The organism is Pigmentiphaga sp. MLSB6-MA01, assembly GCF_058793475.1.
Genome location: NZ_JBXAFV010000005.1, coordinates 372,580 through 389,884 on the forward strand (window position 1 = coordinate 372,580; position 17,305 = coordinate 389,884).

The following is a 17,305-nucleotide window of genomic DNA, read 5'->3' on the forward strand; positions in this document are numbered from 1 at the left end:
CCCGGCAATGAAAAAAAGCCCCCACGCTTGCCGCTTCGCGGCGGCGCTGCCCCCCGAGGGGGTGCTTTTTCATCTTGGGGCGGCCCGGCAATGAAAAAACCCCGACGCCCAGGGCGGGCATCGGGGCCGGGCATCGCAAGCCGGGGCAGTTACACGCCCGGCAAGCGAGCGAGACTCAGCCTTGCAGACGCGTGGACAGGCGCTGCTTGACCTCCACCAGTTCGTTCGGCAATCCCTGCTTGAGCAGGTCGAACAGCTCGTCGTGCAGGCGCAGTTCTTCCTTCCAGGCCTGCGTGTCGATGGCGGTGATGCGATCGAACTGCTCGCGGGTGAAATTCAGGCCGTCCCAGGTCAGGTCGCCGTAGGAGGGCGTGACGCCGAAGACGTGGTCCACGCCCTGGGCCTTGCCATCGATCCGCTCGAGCATCCACTTCAGCACACGCATGTTCTCGCCGAAACCGGGCCAGACGAACTTGCCGTTGTCGTCGGTGCGGAACCAGTTCACGCAGAAGATGGCCGGCAGGCGCACGCCGGTCGACTCGAGCTTGGCGCCCAGTTGCAGCCAGTGGCTGAAATAGTCACTCATGTTGTAGCCGCAGAATGGCAGCATCGCGAAGGGATCGCGACGCACCACGCCCTGCTTGCCGGTGGCGGCGGCCGTGGTTTCCGAACCCATGGTGGCAGCCATGTAGACACCTTCGACCCAATTGCGGGCCTCGGTCACCAGCGGCACGGTGGTCGAGCGGCGACCGCCGAACACGAAGGCATCGATGGTCACGCCCGCGGGATTGTCCCACTCGGCATCGATGGCGGGGTTCTGGTCGGCGGCGACGGTGAAGCGGGCATTCGGATGCGCAGCCTTGCGGCCGGTGGCCTTGCCGATCTCGGGCGTCCAGTCCTGGCCCTGCCAGTCGATGCAGTGGGCGGGAGCTTCGCTCATGCCTTCCCACCAGATGTCGCCGTCATCGGTCAGCGCGACATTGGTGAAGATGACGTTCTCGCGCAGCGTCGCCATGCAGTTGAAGTTGGTCTTCTCGTTGGTGCCGGGCGCGACGCCGAAGTAGCCGGCCTCGGGATTGATGGCGCGCAGCTTGCCGTCGGGACCCGGCTTGATCCAGGCGATGTCGTCGCCGATGGTGGTGACCTTCCAGCCCGGCAGCGAAGCCGGCGGAATCAGCATCGCGAAGTTGGTCTTGCCGCAGGCCGAGGGGAAGGCCGCGCCGACGTGCATCTTCTTGCCCTCGGGCGACGTGACGCCCAGAATGAGCATGTGTTCGGCCAGCCAGCCCTGGTCGCGGCCCATCTTGGAGGCGATGCGCAGCGCCAGGCACTTCTTGCCGAGCAGCGCGTTGCCCCCGTAGCCCGACCCGAAGGACCAGATTTCGCGGGTCTCGGGATAGTGGACGATGTACTTGGTATCGTTGCAGGGCCAGGTCACATCGGCCTCGCCCTTGGCCAACGGCTTGCCCACGGTGTGGACGCACGGAACGAACACGCCATCGGCGCCCAGCACGTCATACACCTTGCGGCCCATGCGGGTCATGATGCGCATGTTGGCCACGACATAGGGCGAATCGGACAATTCGACGCCGATCTGCGCGATGGGCGAGCCCAGCGGCCCCATCGAGAAGGGAATGACGTACATGGTGCGGCCGCGCATGGAACCGGCGAACAGGCCGTCCAGCGTCGCGCGCATTTCCGCCGGGTCCACCCAGTTGTTCGTGGGGCCGGCGTCTTCCTTGCGTTCGGAACAGATGAAGGTGCGATCCTCGACACGCGCCACGTCGGACGGGTCGGACCAGGCCAGATAGGAATTGGGACGCTTGGCGGGGTTCAGGCGGCGCAGCGTGCCGGCCTGGACCATCTGCCCGCACAGGCGGTCGTATTCTTCCTGCGAACCGTCGCACCACTCGATGCGATCGGGCTGCGCCAGCGCGGCGACCTCGGCCACCCAGGCCTTCAATCGTTCGTGACGTACCCAGTCTGGAGCATCGAGCGCCGAAAGTTGTTTGGGAATCGACGTTTTAGGCACGGCGTTCATTGGTGACATTCTCCTCGACGCTGGGGCGACTGATCATGATGTAAATAATGAGCCGGGCATCGATTGGCCCGGCCGGACTTTAACTTAATATACCCCACCCCTTTCCGCCAAAAGCTTCCAGGAAGAAAGGGTCCGTTACCGTTGGCAGCTACCGCTCACAATACCAATTGGACTACCATCGCGACTGATCGAAGGAAAGCCCATGCGCATAACGATACTGGACGACTATCAAGACGCGGTCCGCAAGCTGGACTGCTTCAGCCTGCTTGATGGCCACGACATCAAGGTCTACAACAACACGGTCAAGGGGCTGGGCCAATTGGCCGTCCGGCTGCGCGACACGGAAACACTGGTATTGATCCGTGAGCGTACGCCCATCACCCGCGCCCTGCTGGACAAATTGCCTCAGTTGAAGCTGATTTCCCAGACCGGGCGCGTCGGGTCGCACATCGACGTGGAAGCCTGCACCGAGCGCGGGATCGCCGTCGCCCAGGGAGTCGGCTCGCCTATCGCGCCGGCAGAACTGACGTGGGCGCTCATTATGAGCGCGATGAGGCGAATTCCTCAATATGCTGCAAACCTCAAGCATGGTGCGTGGCAGCAATCCGGCATGAAAGCATCGTCCATGCCGCCCAACTTCGGCCTGGGCCGCACCTTGCATGGAAGCACCCTGGGCCTGTTCGGCTACGGCAAGATCGGCAAGATCATTGCCGGTTACGGCAAGGCTTTCGGGATGAAGGTCATGGTGTGGGGCCGGGAATCGACCCTGGAACGGGCACGCGCCGATGGCCTGGAAACGGCCTCCAGCAAGGAAGCGCTGTTCGAGGCCAGCGGGGTCCTGTGCATGCTGTTGAAACTGAGCGAGGAAACCCGCGGCATCGTCAAACTGGCGGACCTGCAGCGCATGGGGCCCGAGGCGCTGTTCGTGAATACTTCGCGGGCGGAACTGGTGGAACCCGATGCGCTGGTCCTGGCGCTCAACCGGGGCCGGCCGGGACTGGCGGCGATCGACGTCTTCGAAAGCGAGCCCATCCTGCAGGGGCACCCGCTGCTGCGCATGGAGAATGTCATCTGCACGCCGCACATCGGCTTCGTGGAGAACAACAGCTACAACCTCTATTTCAGGGTTGCGTTCGAGAACATCCTGGCTTGGGCGGCGGGGGAACCCAAAAATCTCGTTACCCCTTCTACGCGCTGACGGGCGCCCGTCTTGAGAGCCGCGCGGGCGGACCGGCGAAGCCGATCCGCAACGCCCGGGAGGGCGGCCAGGCTGGCACAGGTCGGTGTGCTTGAGTGTGCGGCGTGCGTTCCACAAGCAGGAAACGCAGAAAAAAACAAACCCATCCCACTGGTTAGCGGGATGGGAAAGCGTGGCGCGGCATACGCCGCCCCACGCATAAGCGGCTGATTACAGCGGCTTGATGTCGGAAGCCTGGGGGCCCTTGGGGCCGTCCTTGACTTCGTACTCGACTTCCTGCCCTTCGGCCAGGCTGCGGTAGCCGCGGCCGACAATGGCGGAAAAGTGAGCGAACACATCGGGACCACCGGCGTCCGGCGTGATGAAGCCGAATCCCTTGTCCGCGTTAAACCATTTGACCTTGCCCTTCTGTGCCATGTTCGGCGTCCTCTAATCAATAAACAATGCAATAGAACCAAGAACGCCGACACGAACTGAAATGCGGTAATGGCGGACATCCGCAAATGGCAGACGGGACTTGCGTGCTGCTTGAATTCAACTGCGAATCGCAGCATACCCGCGCGCACTTTGCGAATCAATAATATTTAGCAAGCGTGTCGCAAATGCCATGTACACGCCACGCAACAGGCCCAAACCACCATGGGCCGACCCTTCGAAATCAGTCCCGCAACGCCGGAAAACGCATAAGCAAACCCCGGTATAGCGGTGGAGTGATCAGCAGCACGAAGGCCAGCCGGAATACCTGGAACGCCGTCACCAGCGGCACGCCCAATTGCAGCACCTTGGCGGTGATGCACATCTCGGCGATGCCCCCGGGCGCCAGTCCGAGGATCAGGGTCGGCAGGTGGATGCCGCTGGGCGGCGCCATGAGAAGTCCCAGTCCGACCGAAAGCATGATCACGGCCAGGGTGTACACCAGGATCAGCCCCATGAAGCGCGGGGCGGTACGGAAGAAATCAGGGGTGTAGCGGTCGCCCAGCGACCAGCCGATGAGCAATTGCGCCGCATTCAGCATGAAGGTCGGCATCGCCGACAAGGCCATGTCGTTGGATGTCAGCAGGATGGTGACCGCCATGGGTCCCAGCACCCAGGCATTGGGAATGTTGACCCGCTGGGCCAGCAGCGCGCCACCGCCGCCCAGCGCGAACATCGCCGCCAGGCCGGCGGGATCCACCGCGGTCATGGCGGGCGCGAAAAGGCCGCTGCCCGTCACGCCCGACATCCGGAAAGCCAGCGGCACCAGGACGACGACCAGCAGGATACGCAAGCTATGGGCCGATGCGACCAGGGCCACCTTGCCGCCGTAGCGGTCGGACAGATTGGCCATCTCCGCCGCGCCGCCTATGGTGGACGAAAAGTAGGCCGTGCTGAATTCCACGCCGCCGGCACGTTGGAGAAACCAGGCGCCGGCCAGCCCCGCGGCGACCGAGAACACGGCACCCAGCAACAGCGGCAGCAGGTTGCCCGCAATCTCGTCGACCACCATGGGCGTGAAATACAGGCCCAGGCCCACGCCTATCACCCACTGGCCCGCATAGCGCAATTCCGTCCGGCTCCGGGACCGCACCCCGGCGATCTTGGTGGCGGCCGTGGCGACCAACGCCCCCAGCATCCAGGGCAGCGGGGTATGGAGCGCGACCGCCAGCAGCGAGCCGCAAAGCGCAATGGCGAAACCTAGCAGTAGACGAACAAGCATGGGAAACGTGGCAGGCCGGCGTGGCCGCCGGTGGACGGGTGGAGGTAGACTGATCCGATGAAGACGAATGGTACATCCAAGGCCAAAGCAAGCTGATGATTAATTCCAAACTGCCGGACGTCGGCGTCACCATCTTCACGGTCATGAGCCGGCTGGCCACGGAAACGCAGGCCATCAACCTGGGCCAGGGCTTCCCCGATTTCGACCCCGACGCCGGCCTGCTGGCCCAGGTCGACGCCGCCATGGCCAGGGGCCACAACCAGTACGCCCCCATGCCCGGGATCCCGGCGCTGCGCGCCGCCATCGCGGCCAAGACACGGTCGTTGTACGGCGCCGCCTACGACCCCGAAACCGAGATCACCATCACCAGCGGCGCCACCCAGGCGCTGATGACCGCCATCCTGGCGGTGGCCGGCGCGGGCGACGAGGTCATCGTGCTGGAGCCCAACTACGATTCCTACGTGCCGGCCATCCGTCTGGCGGGCGCCACGCCGATCGCGGTGCAGTTGCTCGCGCCCACGCCCGAAGTCCCCGGCTACCGGCCGGACTGGGACGCTGTCCGGCGCGCCGTCACGCCGCGCACCCGGGCCCTCGTGATCAATTTCCCGCACAACCCCACCGGCGCGGTCCTGGACGATGGCGATCTGGACGAGCTGGAGCGCCTCCTGGCCGGCACGGGCATCGTACTGATATCGGACGAAGTCTACGAACACATCGTGTTCGACGGCCGCCGCCACGCGTCCATCGCGCGCCGGCCGGCGCTGGCGGCCCGCAGTTTCCTGATCTCGTCGTTCGGCAAGACTTTCCACGCCACCGGCTGGAAGATCGGCTATTGCTGCGCGCCCGCCGCCCTGTCCGCGGAATTCCGCAAGATCCACCAGTTCATGGTGTTCGCGGTCTCGACCCCCATGCAGTACGCGCTGGCCGCGTTCCTGGAAGATCCCCGCCATTATCTGGAGCTTCCCGCCTTCTACCAGGCCAAGCGCGATCGCCTGGAGGCCGGCTTGAAGCGGACGCGCTTTCGCACCCTGCCCTGCCCGGGCACGTATTTCCTGCTGGCCGACTACCGCGCGATATCCGATGCGCCAGAAAGTGAATTCGCGCGTTGGCTTACCACCGAACACGGCGTGGCGGTCATTCCCATCGCGGCCTTCCATGCCGATCCGGACGCGCCGGCCTCGAACCGGCAACTGGTGCGCTTCTGCTTCGCCAAGAAGGACAGCACGCTGGACGCGGCGCTGGAGCGCCTGGAGCGGGTCTGACGCGGCATGCGGGCGCGATGCCCGCATGCCCGCCGCCCGCGCCGCCTAGGCCGACGTAGCGGGTTCTGACGCCCCTGCGCGGCGGCGTGCCAGCACGCGCATCGTCACCGGGACCACCAGCACCGCCGCCGCGCACAGCCACAAGCCGATGCTGACGGGGCTTTGCCACAGGATGGCCGTGTCGCCATTGGTGATGGACAGCGCCCGGCGCAGGTTCTGCTCCATCATGTTGCCCAGCACCAGCCCCAGTATGAGTGGCGCCATGGGCACCGACATCTTGCGCAGCAGATAGCCCACCACGCCCAGCGCCACCATCATCACGAGATCGAAAGTGGTCGCATGCACCGAGTACACGCCGATCGCGCTCACCGTCACGATAAAGGGCACCAGCGCCCAGGTCGGCACCGACAACATGCGCGCGAACACGCCCACCATGGGGATGTTCATCGCCAGCAGCATGACGTTGCCGATGAACAGCGACGCGATCAGGCCCCAGACGATCTCCGGCCGCTGCTCGAACAATGCCGGCCCGGGCGTGATGTTGTAGAGCGCCAGCACGCCCATCATCACCGCGGTGGTGCCCGATCCCGGCACGCCCAGCGTCAGCATGGGCACGAAGGAACCGGTGGCCGACGCGTTGTTGGCAGCCTCGGGGGACGCCAGGCCGCGGATGTCGCCCTTGCCGAAATGCGCGCCTTCCGGATCGGACTGCTCGACCAGGCGTTTCTCGGTCGAATAGGCCATGGCCGAGGCCACCGTGGCGCCGGCGCCTGGCAGCACGCCCACGACGAAACCGATCAGCGATCCGCGCACCGTCCCCCACCAGGTGATCGCCAGTTCGCGCATGTTGAACAGGGTGCGCCCCGTGGGCTTGACCGCCACGTTGCCCGTGACGGATTGTTCCAGCAGCAGCAGCATCTCGCTGACGGAGAACAGGCCGATCACCACCACCACGAACTGGATGCCATCGCTCAAGTGCAGCGAGTCGAAGGTGTAGCGATAGATGCCCGAGTTCTCGTCTATGCCCACCGTCGACAGGGCCAGGCCCACGGCGGCCGCCAGCAACGCCTTGACCGGCTGCTCGCCCATCAGTCCCGCCAGGCAGCAGAAGGCGAACACCATCAGCGCGAAGTATTCCGCCGGCCCGAAGGCCAGCGCCCACCGGGCCAGCAAGGGCGCGGCGATGGCGATGCCGACGGTAGCCACGGCCGAGCCCACGAAGGAACTCCAGGCCGAGATCGACAAGGCCACGCCGGCCTTGCCCTGGCGCGCCATGGGATAGCCGTCCAGCGCCGTCATGATGGCCGAGGCCTCGCCCGGCACGTTGATCAGGATGGAACTGATGCGTCCGCCGTATTCGCAGCCGATGTAGACCGCGGCCAGCAGGATGAGCGAGCTTTCCGGCGGCAGTTGCATCGCGAAAGCGAGCGGCATCAGGATCGCCACGCCATTGATGGGCCCCAGGCCGGGCAACACGCCGACGATGGTGCCGATGAAGGAGCCGATGGCCGCGATGAGCAGGTTGAGCGGCGTCAGCGCGACCGAGAAACCGGTGGCCAGATGGCCGAAGATATCGTTCACAGCAGGCCTCCCAGCAGGCCGGTGGGCAGCACCACGTCCAGCACCTTGTCGAAAAGCAAAAACACGGCCACGCCCAGCGCCAGGCCGGTGATGCCAGTCTTGAGCCACGATCCGCCGAACGCGCGGCCCACTGGCAGACTCATCAGGAAGGTGGCCAGGACGATGCCCAGCCATTGGAACAGGAAGGCATAGGCGGCCAGCGCCACCGATACCGCGACGACACGCCCCTTGACGCCCGCCGCCACGGACTCGACCGGGTTGCCGCCCTTGGCGGCCAGCCACAGGCCGCACAGGCCGATGATCAGCGACAGCAACATGGGAAAGGCGCGCGGGCCCACCGGCTCATAGGCGAAAGGCGCCTCGAGCCCGTAGCCCTGCCACACCATCACGGCGGCGAAAACCAGCGCCGCCGTTCCCAGGAGCCGGTCGTTCAACACGACACGGCCGCCGCTCATTTACGCACCAGTCCGAATTCGTCGGCCAGCTTGCGGTACTCGGCAACCTGTTGCTTGACGTAGGCGTCCAGATCCTTGCCGGTCTTATTGAACGGGAACAAGCCGCGTTCTTCGCGCAACTTCGCGAATTCCGGCGTGGCCATCATCTTGTCGAAGGTAGCGACCCACCACTGGTAGTCGGCATCCGCGACCTTCGGCCCCACGTAGAAACCGCGAATGATGGGCCACTGGATGTCGAAACCCTGTTCCTTCGCGGTGGGAACGTCGGCCAGGCGGCCCGGAAGGCGCTGATCGGAGAACACCGCCAGGATCCGGATGGGCACGCCGGCGTCCAGTACCGACGCAACTTCGCCGGCATCGCCCGAATACACCTGCACGTGGCCGCCCTGCAAGGCCGTCAGGCTCTCGCCACCGCCCTCGAAGGCCACGAAGCGCATGGTCTTGTAGTCGATGCCGGCGGCACGCGCCGTCAGCGCCGCCTTCATCCAATCCTGGCTGCCGATGGTACCGCCCGCGCCGAACACCACCTTGGTGGGATCGGCCTTGATCGCGGCCATCAGCCCCTTGAGATCCTTCCAGGGGGAGTCCTTGCGCACCACGACCGCGCCGTAGTCCGTGCCGATGCCGGACACCCAGCGCACGTCGGACTCGGTATAGCGGCCGAACTTGCCCTGCGCGATGTTCAGCAGCGAGCCGCCCGAAAAAGCCACGATGGTGCCGGCCTCGGCCGGCCGCTGGGCGATGATGGTGTTGTAGGCCACGGCCCCGATGCCGCCGGGCATGTACACGGAACGCATCGCGGCGTTCAGATATTTGCCTTCCTGCAGGCCGCTCTGGGCGATCTTGCAGGTCAGGTCGAAACCGCCGCCCGGCTTGGCGGGCGCGATGCACTCGGGCCGCTCGGGGGCGGCAGCCGCCGGTTGCGCGGCCAATCCCGCGAAAACCATGGCCACGGCACACGCCGCGGCCCGCAGTCGGACTGTGGGTTTCATCAGTCACCTCCATATCGTTGTTGTGGATGTCGCGGCTGACTGACCGCTCCGAGGCGACTGTACGAACGCGGCGCTTTCAATCGGCTTTCAATTCCCCCTCTTTTCATGCTGCAAAGCAACATTCAAGACCTGGGGAAAACCAGGGATGCCCGCAGGCCGGTTCCTGGTTCCCGGTTTTCCAGCACCAGCCTGCCCTTGTGCAGACCCGCTATCCGCTGCGCGATCGCCAGTCCCAGGCCGGCGCCGGGTTTGCCTTTGCCGGACTCTCCCCGGCGAAAACGCACGCCGGCCCGCTCGATATCAGATACGGGCATGCCCGGACCGCTGTCCTCGACCTGCAGGACAAGTTGCTCGGGCCCGCTCGACAGGGTCAGCGTCACCACGCCCCGCTCTGGACAGTAGCGGATGGCGTTGTCCAGAAGATTGAGCACGGCTTCGCGCAGCAGCACGGTAGAACCCGCCATCCACAGCGGTGCTTCCGGCGCTTCTATGCCGTAGTCCAGCTGCTTGGCGCGCGCGGCCGGCAACAGGCTGCGCACGCATTCCCCGGCCAGCTCGACCAGGTCTATCCGCGCGAAGGGCAGGCCGCCCTCGGCCAGCGAGGCGTCATGGACGCGGGCCAGCGCCAGCATCTGGTTGGCCATGCGTATGGAGCGGTCCACGCCGGCATGCATGGCCTGCAATACCTGGCGGACCGCCTGCGGATCGTTCTCGCGCAGCGCGAAATCCACCTGGGTCTTGAGCACGGTCAGTGGCGTGCGCAACTGATGGGACGCGTCGTCCAGGAACTGGCGCTGCGCGCGCGCCTGGGCATCGTGCCGCGCGATATGCCGGTTGATCGCTGAAACCAGGGGCTGCACCTCGGCCGGTACCTGGCTGTCGTCCACCGGACGCAGGTCGTCGGGGTCGCGCGCGTCGATTTCTTCACTCAGCCGTACCAGCGGCCGCAGCGCGATGATCACGCCGCCGGTCAGCAGGATCGCGCTCAATAATATCTGCAGCGCGTCACGCTCGATCGCGCGCATCAGCACGGCCCGGGTAAAACCTGCCCGCGACTCGATGCTTTCCGCGACCTGGATGACTACCCGCTGGCGGTCCTGCGCACCGTACAGCGGGGGATCGAGCCGGCGAGCCAATACGCCCACGCGCACCGGCTCGCCGAAGTATTCGGCATTGAAGAATTCCGCCCGTCCCGATGCCAAGGGGTGAGCCGGCATGGGAAGCGAGGGATTTCCGATCTCGGTCAGGTTGTCCTCGGTGGATACCCGGAAATACACATTGCCACTGGCGGTCAGTTCGAAGAATTGCAGGAGCCGGTAGGGCAACTCCACCGCCAACCCGCCGCTTTCTGTCGATATGTTCAGGTCGATGGCGCGCAAGGCTCCTGCCAGTGAACGGTCGTAGGCGGCATTGGTCAAGTCGTCCAGCAGCTTGACCGACAACCACAGGCCGCCTCCAGCCACGACGGCCAGTACGGGCAGCAACCACCACAGCAGTGTCGACTTCAGGCTGCGCCGCCGCGGGCGGCGCGGGAGACGCTCCTTGGACGAGACAGCCGTCACGCGGGCTCCAGGCAGTAGCCCAGTCCACGCAGGGTCACGATGCGCACGCCGGTTTCGCCCAGGCGCTTGCGCAGGCGATGAACAATGACTTCGATGGCATCGAGTCCCACATCGTGGTCATCGTCGAACACCCGGTCCAGTATCTGCTGCTTGGTCATGGGTTCGCCGCTGCGTTGAATCAGGGCCCGCAGTACCGCGTATTCACGAGGCGACAGGGCCAGAGGCTGATTGTCGAGCAGGAATTTCTGGGCGGCCAGATCGAAAACCAGCGATCCGCAGGCCAATCGAGGATGTTCGCGGCCCCGGCTACGCCGTATCAGCGCCAGCAGCCTGGCTTCCAGCTCGGTCACGTTGAAGGGCTTGGGCAGAAAATCGTCCGCGCCTTCTTGCAGGGTAGTGACTCGTTCCGTCAGTGAATCACGCGCAGTCAATATCAGGACAGGCGTGCGGTCGTCGCGGGCGCGCAGCCTGGCCAGCAATGTCCGCCCATCCAGCCCGGGCAGTCCCAGGTCGAGGACGATGGCGTCGAAGTCTTCGACCTGCAACCGTTTTTCCGCGACCACGCCGTCATTGGCCCATTCCACGACAAAGCCGGCATGCCTGGCCAGTGTGCCTGACAACCACCGGGCCAGTTCGGGTTCGTCCTCGACCAACAGGATGCGCATGGTGGATCGAGTGCTCCTTGCTTGTTTGTAAGGATGGGACGCCTGGATGCTAGGTGTTCGACCGGGCGTGGTCAACCTGCGTCCGCGCAGCGGCGCAGCCGGCCGCTTGCGGCCTTCGTCGCGGTAGGAAAAAAAGATGTTTGAGCTTTATCCTAAAACTATCTATTCAATTCGTAGTAGTTAATAGGAGCCTGTGGATAACTTTGGCCGATCCAAAAAACCTTTTCGATTCAATGTGTTGCCTAATTTTTAGGCATGTGGATAACCTTGTCCACATGGTGTACCCGGAAATTGGACAAGTTTTTCGGATGGGAACAAAAGCGAAGTTATCCACAAAGGCTCAACACGGTGTGCACACCCCTGCTTCCTGGAGCTTATCCACAGGCCCGGAAATGCATCCATCGGGTATCCTGGTCGCCTGCCTGGAGCCGTTCATGGATGTATCCGCTTCTTCCGCCGCCCTGGCCGCGTTCGTCGACCGGCACGAGCGCCTGTTTATTCTGACCGGCGCCGGGTGCAGCACGGATTCGGGCATCCCGGACTATCGCGATGCCGACGGCCAGTGGAAACGCACGCCGCCCATCGACTTCCAGGTCTTCATGCGTGACGGACTGGCTCGTGCGCGCTACTGGGCCCGCAGCATGATCGGGTGGCGGCGCTTCGGGAAGGCCGGGCCCAACGACACCCACCATGCGCTGGCGCGGCTGGAGGCCGCCGGAAGAGTGCGGTTGCTGGTGACGCAGAACGTCGATGGCCTGCACCAGGCGGCGGGCAGCCGCCTGGTGGTGGACTTGCATGGCCGGCTGGACGAGGTCCGGTGCATGCAGTGCGCGCACCGCGAGCCGCGCACGGTGTTCCAGCAGCGGCTGGAAACCGTGAATCCGGCCTGGGTCGCGCTGGACGCGGCCGATGCGCCCGACGGCGACGCCGATCTGGAGACCGCGGATTTCTCAGGTTTTGCCGTGCCGCCCTGCCCCGCCTGCGGCGGGATCCTGAAGCCGGACGTCGTATTCTTCGGCGAACAGGTCCCCGCGCCCCGGGTGGCGGCGGTGCTGCGCGCGCTGGACGAGGCCGATGCCATCCTGGTGGTGGGCTCGTCGCTGATGGTGCATTCCGGCTACCGCTATGTGCGGGCCGGAGCGCAGGCCGGCCTGCCGGTCGCCGCGGTCAATCTGGGACGTACGCGCGCCGACGACTTGTTGGCCCTGAAAGTGGAGCAGTCCTGCGCCGAGGCGCTGGCTTTCATGCTGGAGGGCCGCGCGGCGGCGTGATGCGGAGTGTGCGCGCCGCGAATGCGGGCCGCATAGCGCTCGATGGCCAGGCCGTCCGTGCTGATCTCGGGCCGCCGTCCACTGATCTGGTCGGCGATGAGGCGGCCCGACCCGCAGGCCATCGTCCAGCCCAGCGTGCCGTGTCCGGTGTTGAGGTACAGGTTGGGGTAGCGTGTCGCGCCGACGATGGGCGTGCTGTCGGGCGTCATGGGACGCAGGCCGGTCCAGAAGCTTGCCCGCGCCAGGTCGCCGCCGGGGAACAGGTCGTTCACCACGTGTTCCAGCGTGGCCCGGCGGCGCGCATCCAGGCGCAGGTCGTAGCCGGCCAGCTCGGCCATGCCACCGACCCGGATGCGGTGGTCGAAACGGGTGATGGCGATCTTGTAGGTCTCGTCCAGCACCGTGGATTGCGGTGCGCGCGTGGGATCGATCAGCGGTACTGTCAGTGAATAGCCCTTGACCGGGTAGACCGGCAGGTCCAGGCCCAGCGGTTCGAGCATGCCGCGCGAGTAGCTGCCGAAGGCCATGACGTAGCGGTCTGCGGCCAGGATCCGGCCGCCGGCGCGCACGCCGGCGATGCGTCCGCCCTCGACCACCAGGCCGTCCACCGCCTGTTCGTAGCGGAAGTCCACGCCCAGCGTGCGGGCGATGCCGGCCAGCGCCCGCGTGAAGAGATGGCAGTCGCCGGTCTCGTCGTTGGGCAGGCGCAGTCCGCCGGCCAGCCTGCCGGTGGCGGCCGCCAGGCCGGGTTCGACCCGGGCGAGTTCGTTCCGGCCCAGCAGCTCGAACGGTACGCCGCATTCTTCCAGCACCGCGATATCGCGGCCGGCCGCATCGAGCTGGGCCTGGGTGCGGAAGAGCTGCAGCGTGCCGCCCGTCCGCTGTTCATATTGGATGCCGGTTTCCATGCGCAACTGCCGCAGGCAGGTCCGGCTGTACTCGGCCACCCGCATCATGCGTTCCTTGTTGACCGCATAGCGTCCGGCGGAGCAATTGCGCAGCATCTGCGCCATCCAGCGCAACTGGAACAGGCTGCCGTCCAGGCGGATGGCCAGCGGAGCGTGATGCTGGAACATCCATTTGACTGCTTTCAAGGGAATGCCCGGCGCGGCCCAGGGCGTCGAATAGCCGGGAGAGACCTGTCCGGCGTTGGCGAAGCTGGTTTCCCGCGCCGGTCCGGCCTGGCGATCGAGCACGGTGACCTCCAGCCCCGCGCGGGCCAGGTAATAGGCACTGGCGACCCCGATCACGCCGCCACCGAGAACGATCACCTTCATGGAAAAATCCCTGTATCGTTTATGTATTCAGCTAGTATATGAAGGTGAATCCAGTGGATTTCACCAAAATTAACAGGTTAGACAATGGTTTCAACTGAAAGGTCCCCGGCAAGCCCCGGGGAGCGAAGTGAAATGCACGAGCTCGATCGCACCGACAGGAAAATCCTCGACATTCTTCAGCGGGAAGGCCGTGTTTCCATGACGGAGCTGGCCGAGCGCGTCGGCTTGTCGGCCTCGCCCTGTTCGGAACGGGTCCGGCGCCTGGAGCGCGAAAAAGTCATCACCGGCTATCACGCGCACCTGTCTCCGGCGGCGCTGGGCAAGTCCTTGCTGGTGTTCGTCGAGATCAAGCTGGCCTCGAAGTCGGGCGAGATTTTCGACAAGGTCAGGCAGGAACTGCTGCACGTGCCCGATGTGCTGGAGTGCCATCTGGTTTCGGGCAACTTCGACTATCTGGTCAAGGCGCGCCTGGGCGGCATGCGCGAGTACCGCCGGTTGCTCGGCGACGTCCTGAAAAAGCTGCCGGTGGCAGCCGAGTCGCACAGCTACGTGGTGATGGAGGAAGTGAAGGAAAGCCTGGTCTTGCCGGTGGACCGCTAGGCCGTTCCCTATTCTGGCAAGGGAAAGCCCTGAGCCATGGATTCCCGCAGGTATTCGACGAAGCATTGCACCGCGCGAGGCACGCGCGGCGCCCAGGGGCGAAGCGCATACAGCTGGTTGCCGAAGAAGCCCTGCACGCGCCAGCCCGGCAGCACCGGCCTGAGCCGGCGCATGGCGGGTGCCGCGCTGAAATCGGGCAACAGGCCGATGCCCAGTCCGTCCAGCACCGCGTCACGCAGCACCTCGCTGTTGTTGGCCTTCAGCGGCCCTTGCACGGGCACCGACATCGTTTCGGCCTGGGTGTCGTCGGCGGCGACAAAGGTCCAGGTGTCGGCGCCCGGCCCCAGGTACAGCACACAGTCGTGGCCCGCCAGGTCACGCGGGTGCCTGGGCGTGCCGCGCCGGCGCAGATAGACGGGGCTGGCCACCAGCAGCGAGCGGGTTTCGCACAAGGGCCAAGCGACATAGCTTTCGGGCGCGGCGGCCGTGTGGCGGATGGCCAGGTCGTAGCCTTCCTGCGCGAGATTGACGAAGCGATCGGTCAGGTCGAGGTGGATGCGCACATCGGGATAGCTGCGGAAAAACGCCGCCAGCCGTGGCGCGATATGCTGCCGGCCCAGCGCCACGGGGGCGGTGACGCGGACCGTGCCGCGCGGCGTGCCGGACAGGTCCTTGACCGCGGTGAAGCCGGCGTCGATGCGCTCGAACGCCGGCGCGGCGTCGGCCACCAGCTCCCGGCCGGCGTCGGTCAGCACCACGGAGCGCGTGGTGCGCTGGACCAGCGGTACGCCGGCCGCGCGTTCCAGCGCGCCGATACGCATGCTGACCGAGGCCTTGGACAGGCCCAGGCGCCGCGCCGCCTGGGTGAAGCTGCGGGTCTCGGCCAGCACGGTCAGCAGGTGGATGTCGGCGACCCAGGGCCCGATGATGTCGGCAGCCATTTTTTTCCATTCGGATTGTTCAATATATTGAACACTTTAATCGGCTTCGGCCGGCTTATCCAATCGGCCGCGCGGCCCTAGACTGGGATCCTCGATTTTTTCTTTTCAGGATGACCGCCATGTCCGCTTCCATCGTCCACTGGGTTGACGGCCGCAAGATGCCCGCGCAGGGATCGCGCGTCGCCGACGTCTTCAATCCCGCCACGGGTGCCGTCTCCAGCCAGGTGGCGCTGGCCAGTGCCGCCGACGTCGATGCCGCCGTCGCCAGCGCCCGCCGCGCCTTCCCCGCCTGGGCCGACGTGCCGCCCATCCGCCGGGCGCGCGTGATGTTCCGTTTCCTGGAGCTGTTGAACCGCCACAAGGACGAGCTGGCCCGCGCGATCACGGCCGAGCACGGCAAGGTATTCACCGATGCGCAGGGCGAGGTCGCGCGCGGCATCGACATCGTCGAGTTCGCCTGCGGCATTCCGCAATTGCTCAAGACGCAGTTCACCGACCAGGTCTCCACCGGGATGGACAACTGGACGTTGCGCCAGCCGCTGGGCGTGGTGGCCGGCGTCACGCCGTTCAACTTCCCGGTAATGGTGCCGATGTGGATGTTCCCGGTGGCGATCGCCGCCGGCAACAGTTTCGTGCTCAAGCCCAGCCCCATCGATCCGACGCCGTCGCTGATGATGGCCGAGCTGCTCAAGGAAGCCGGCCTGCCCGACGGCGTGTTCAACGTCGTGCAGGGGGACAAGGAAGCGGTGGATGCATTGCTGGCCCATCCCGACGTGGCCGCGGTGTCCTTCGTCGGCTCGACTCCCATCGCGCAAAGCATCTACGAGACCGGCGCGCGCAACGGCAAGCGCGTGCAGGCGCTGGGCGGCGCGAAGAATCACATGGTGGTCATGCCCGACGCCGATCTGGACGTTGCGGTGGATGCGCTGGTGGGCGCGGGTTATGGCTCGGCAGGTGAACGCTGCATGGCGATCTCGGTGGCGGTGCTGGTGGGCGACGTGGCCGACCGCATCATGCCGCGCCTGATCGAGCGCACCCATGCGCTGAAGGTCAAGAACGGCATGGAACTGGACGCCGAGATGGGCCCCATCGTGCATGCCGGCGCGCATCGCCGCATCAGCGACTACATCGGCGTTGGCGTGGAGGAAGGCGCGCAACTGCTGGTGGACGGACGCCATTTCGACGCGGCCTCGGCCGGCGCGGGCTGCGAGCGCGGGTTCTGGATGGGCGGCACGCTGTTCGACCACGTCACGCCCGCGATGCGCATCTATCGCGAAGAGATCTTCGGCCCGGTGCTGTCGTGCGTGCGCGTGCCCGATTTCGGTTCGGCGGTCGAGCTGATCAACGCGCACGAATTCGGCAACGGCGTGAGCTGCTTCACCAGCGACGGCAACGTGGCGCGCGAATTCGGCCGCCGCATCCAGGTCGGCATGGTGGGCATCAACGTACCGATTCCCGTGCCCATGGCCTGGCACGGCTTCGGCGGCTGGAAGCGTTCGCTGTTCGGCGACATGCATGCCTACGGCGAGGAAGGGGTGCGCTTCTACACGAAGCAGAAGAGCATCATGCAGCGGTGGCCGAGCAGCATCGAGAAGGGTGCCGAGTTCGCCATGCCTACGGCTAAGTAGAAGACCCCCCCCTACGCCCTTCGGGCGCCCCCCAGGGGGCGGCACTGGCGGACCGGCGGAGCCGGATCCGCGGTGCCCTGGATCAAGGCAAGCATGCGGTGCTCCGCACCGAGATAACCCCACCAGACCCAGGATG

14 protein-coding genes and 1 pseudogene are annotated in these 17,305 nt (G+C 65.6%); 5 read left to right on the forward strand and 10 right to left on the reverse strand.

The window, feature by feature from the left end:
• Window positions 1-175: 175 nt before the first annotated feature.
• The gene (locus AC1Q6E_RS11565) at window positions 176-2,041 is read right to left on the reverse strand and encodes a phosphoenolpyruvate carboxykinase (GTP) (RefSeq protein WP_296556837.1); all 1,866 of its coding nucleotides are present in this window, start codon (window positions 2,039-2,041) and stop codon (window positions 176-178) included.
• 202 nt (window positions 2,042-2,243) lie between these two features.
• On the opposite strand from AC1Q6E_RS11565, the gene AC1Q6E_RS11570 reads away from it, so the two are divergent.
• The gene (locus AC1Q6E_RS11570) at window positions 2,244-3,239 is read left to right on the forward strand and encodes a D-2-hydroxyacid dehydrogenase family protein (protein ID WP_296556838.1); all 996 of its coding nucleotides are present in this window, start codon (window positions 2,244-2,246) and stop codon (window positions 3,237-3,239) included.
• A gap of 210 nt (window positions 3,240-3,449) precedes the next feature.
• Here the strand turns inward: AC1Q6E_RS11570 and AC1Q6E_RS11575 are convergent, their stop codons facing one another.
• Window positions 3,450-3,656, reverse strand: a complete 207-nt coding sequence (locus tag AC1Q6E_RS11575) for a cold-shock protein (RefSeq protein WP_087840420.1) — start codon at window positions 3,654-3,656, stop codon at window positions 3,450-3,452.
• A 241-nt stretch (window positions 3,657-3,897) separates the two neighbouring features.
• Window positions 3,898-4,935 carry an AbrB family transcriptional regulator gene (locus AC1Q6E_RS11580; RefSeq protein WP_152798019.1) on the reverse strand — a complete coding sequence of 346 codons (1,038 nt, stop codon included), beginning with the start codon at window positions 4,933-4,935 and terminating at the stop codon, window positions 3,898-3,900.
• A 95-nt stretch (window positions 4,936-5,030) separates the two neighbouring features.
• Between AC1Q6E_RS11580 and AC1Q6E_RS11585 the strand changes: the two genes are divergently transcribed.
• A complete protein-coding gene (locus tag AC1Q6E_RS11585; protein ID WP_152798018.1) occupies window positions 5,031-6,197 on the forward strand; it encodes a methionine aminotransferase in 1,167 nt (388 codons plus the stop codon).
• A gap of 45 nt (window positions 6,198-6,242) precedes the next feature.
• On the opposite strand, the gene AC1Q6E_RS11590 is transcribed toward AC1Q6E_RS11585, so the two are convergent.
• The 5 genes from AC1Q6E_RS11590 to AC1Q6E_RS11610 form a co-directional block, all read right to left on the reverse strand.
• Window positions 6,243-7,778, reverse strand: coding sequence for a tripartite tricarboxylate transporter permease (locus AC1Q6E_RS11590; RefSeq protein ID WP_296556839.1), 1,536 nt, complete (start codon window positions 7,776-7,778; stop codon window positions 6,243-6,245).
• The gene (locus AC1Q6E_RS11595) at window positions 7,775-8,212 is read right to left on the reverse strand and encodes a tripartite tricarboxylate transporter TctB family protein (protein ID WP_152798895.1); all 438 of its coding nucleotides are present in this window, start codon (window positions 8,210-8,212) and stop codon (window positions 7,775-7,777) included. Before AC1Q6E_RS11595 ends, AC1Q6E_RS11590 begins: the two co-directional genes overlap by 4 nt.
• Before the next feature lie 17 nt (window positions 8,213-8,229).
• Complete coding sequence (locus AC1Q6E_RS11600; RefSeq protein ID WP_152798017.1) at window positions 8,230-9,225, reverse strand: Bug family tripartite tricarboxylate transporter substrate binding protein; 996 nt, start codon at window positions 9,223-9,225, stop codon at window positions 8,230-8,232.
• A 122-nt stretch (window positions 9,226-9,347) separates the two neighbouring features.
• On the reverse strand, window positions 9,348-10,721 hold the full coding sequence (locus AC1Q6E_RS11605; protein WP_152798892.1) for a sensor histidine kinase: 1,374 nt from the start codon (window positions 10,719-10,721) through the stop codon (window positions 9,348-9,350).
• Window positions 10,722-10,783: 62 nt separating this feature from the next.
• Window positions 10,784-11,452 carry a response regulator gene (locus tag AC1Q6E_RS11610; RefSeq protein WP_152798016.1) on the reverse strand — a complete coding sequence of 223 codons (669 nt, stop codon included), beginning with the start codon at window positions 11,450-11,452 and terminating at the stop codon, window positions 10,784-10,786.
• A gap of 434 nt (window positions 11,453-11,886) precedes the next feature.
• On the opposite strand from AC1Q6E_RS11610, the pseudogene AC1Q6E_RS11615 reads away from it, so the two are divergent.
• Window positions 11,887-12,693: pseudogene (locus AC1Q6E_RS11615) on the forward strand (NAD-dependent protein deacetylase); the annotation flags it as partial.
• Here the strand turns inward: AC1Q6E_RS11615 and AC1Q6E_RS11620 are convergent.
• Complete coding sequence (locus AC1Q6E_RS11620; protein ID WP_492572766.1) at window positions 12,576-14,000, reverse strand: D-amino acid dehydrogenase; 1,425 nt, start codon at window positions 13,998-14,000, stop codon at window positions 12,576-12,578. The pseudogene AC1Q6E_RS11615 and the gene AC1Q6E_RS11620 overlap by 118 nt on opposite strands.
• Before the next feature lie 132 nt (window positions 14,001-14,132).
• On the opposite strand from AC1Q6E_RS11620, the gene AC1Q6E_RS11625 reads away from it, so the two are divergent.
• Window positions 14,133-14,600: an Lrp/AsnC ligand binding domain-containing protein gene (locus tag AC1Q6E_RS11625; RefSeq protein WP_152798014.1), complete on the forward strand. Its 468-nt coding sequence runs from the start codon at window positions 14,133-14,135 to the stop codon at window positions 14,598-14,600.
• An 8-nt stretch (window positions 14,601-14,608) separates the two neighbouring features.
• Here AC1Q6E_RS11625 and AC1Q6E_RS11630 read toward each other — a convergent pair whose 3' ends face one another.
• Entirely contained in the window at window positions 14,609-15,541 is a 933-nt protein-coding gene (locus tag AC1Q6E_RS11630) for a LysR family transcriptional regulator (RefSeq protein ID WP_152798013.1), read from the reverse strand.
• A gap of 119 nt (window positions 15,542-15,660) precedes the next feature.
• Between AC1Q6E_RS11630 and AC1Q6E_RS11635 the strand changes: the two genes are divergently transcribed.
• Complete coding sequence (locus tag AC1Q6E_RS11635; protein WP_152798012.1) at window positions 15,661-17,169, forward strand: CoA-acylating methylmalonate-semialdehyde dehydrogenase; 1,509 nt, start codon at window positions 15,661-15,663, stop codon at window positions 17,167-17,169.
• The last annotated feature ends 136 nt before the right edge of the window (window positions 17,170-17,305 follow it).

Bases quoted from the DNA above. Each gene is read 5' to 3' on its own strand.
- AC1Q6E_RS11565 (WP_296556837.1), bottom strand. From the start codon at position 2,041: ATGAACGCCGTGCCTAAAACGTCGATTCCCAAACAACTTTCGGCGCTC.
- AC1Q6E_RS11570 (WP_296556838.1), top strand. From the start codon at position 2,244: ATGCGCATAACGATACTGGACGACTATCAAGACGCGGTCCGCAAGCTG.
- AC1Q6E_RS11575 (WP_087840420.1), bottom strand. From the start codon at position 3,656: ATGGCACAGAAGGGCAAGGTCAAATGGTTTAACGCGGACAAGGGATTC.
- AC1Q6E_RS11580 (WP_152798019.1), bottom strand. From the start codon at position 4,935: ATGCTTGTTCGTCTACTGCTAGGTTTCGCCATTGCGCTTTGCGGCTCG.
- AC1Q6E_RS11585 (WP_152798018.1), top strand. From the start codon at position 5,031: ATGATTAATTCCAAACTGCCGGACGTCGGCGTCACCATCTTCACGGTC.
- AC1Q6E_RS11600 (WP_152798017.1), bottom strand. From the start codon at position 9,225: ATGAAACCCACAGTCCGACTGCGGGCCGCGGCGTGTGCCGTGGCCATG.
- AC1Q6E_RS11610 (WP_152798016.1), bottom strand. From the start codon at position 11,452: ATGCGCATCCTGTTGGTCGAGGACGAACCCGAACTGGCCCGGTGGTTG.
- AC1Q6E_RS11620 (WP_492572766.1), bottom strand. From the start codon at position 14,000: ATGAAGGTGATCGTTCTCGGTGGCGGCGTGATCGGGGTCGCCAGTGCC.
- AC1Q6E_RS11625 (WP_152798014.1), top strand. From the start codon at position 14,133: ATGCACGAGCTCGATCGCACCGACAGGAAAATCCTCGACATTCTTCAG.
- AC1Q6E_RS11630 (WP_152798013.1), bottom strand. From the start codon at position 15,541: ATGGCTGCCGACATCATCGGGCCCTGGGTCGCCGACATCCACCTGCTG.
- AC1Q6E_RS11635 (WP_152798012.1), top strand. From the start codon at position 15,661: ATGTCCGCTTCCATCGTCCACTGGGTTGACGGCCGCAAGATGCCCGCG.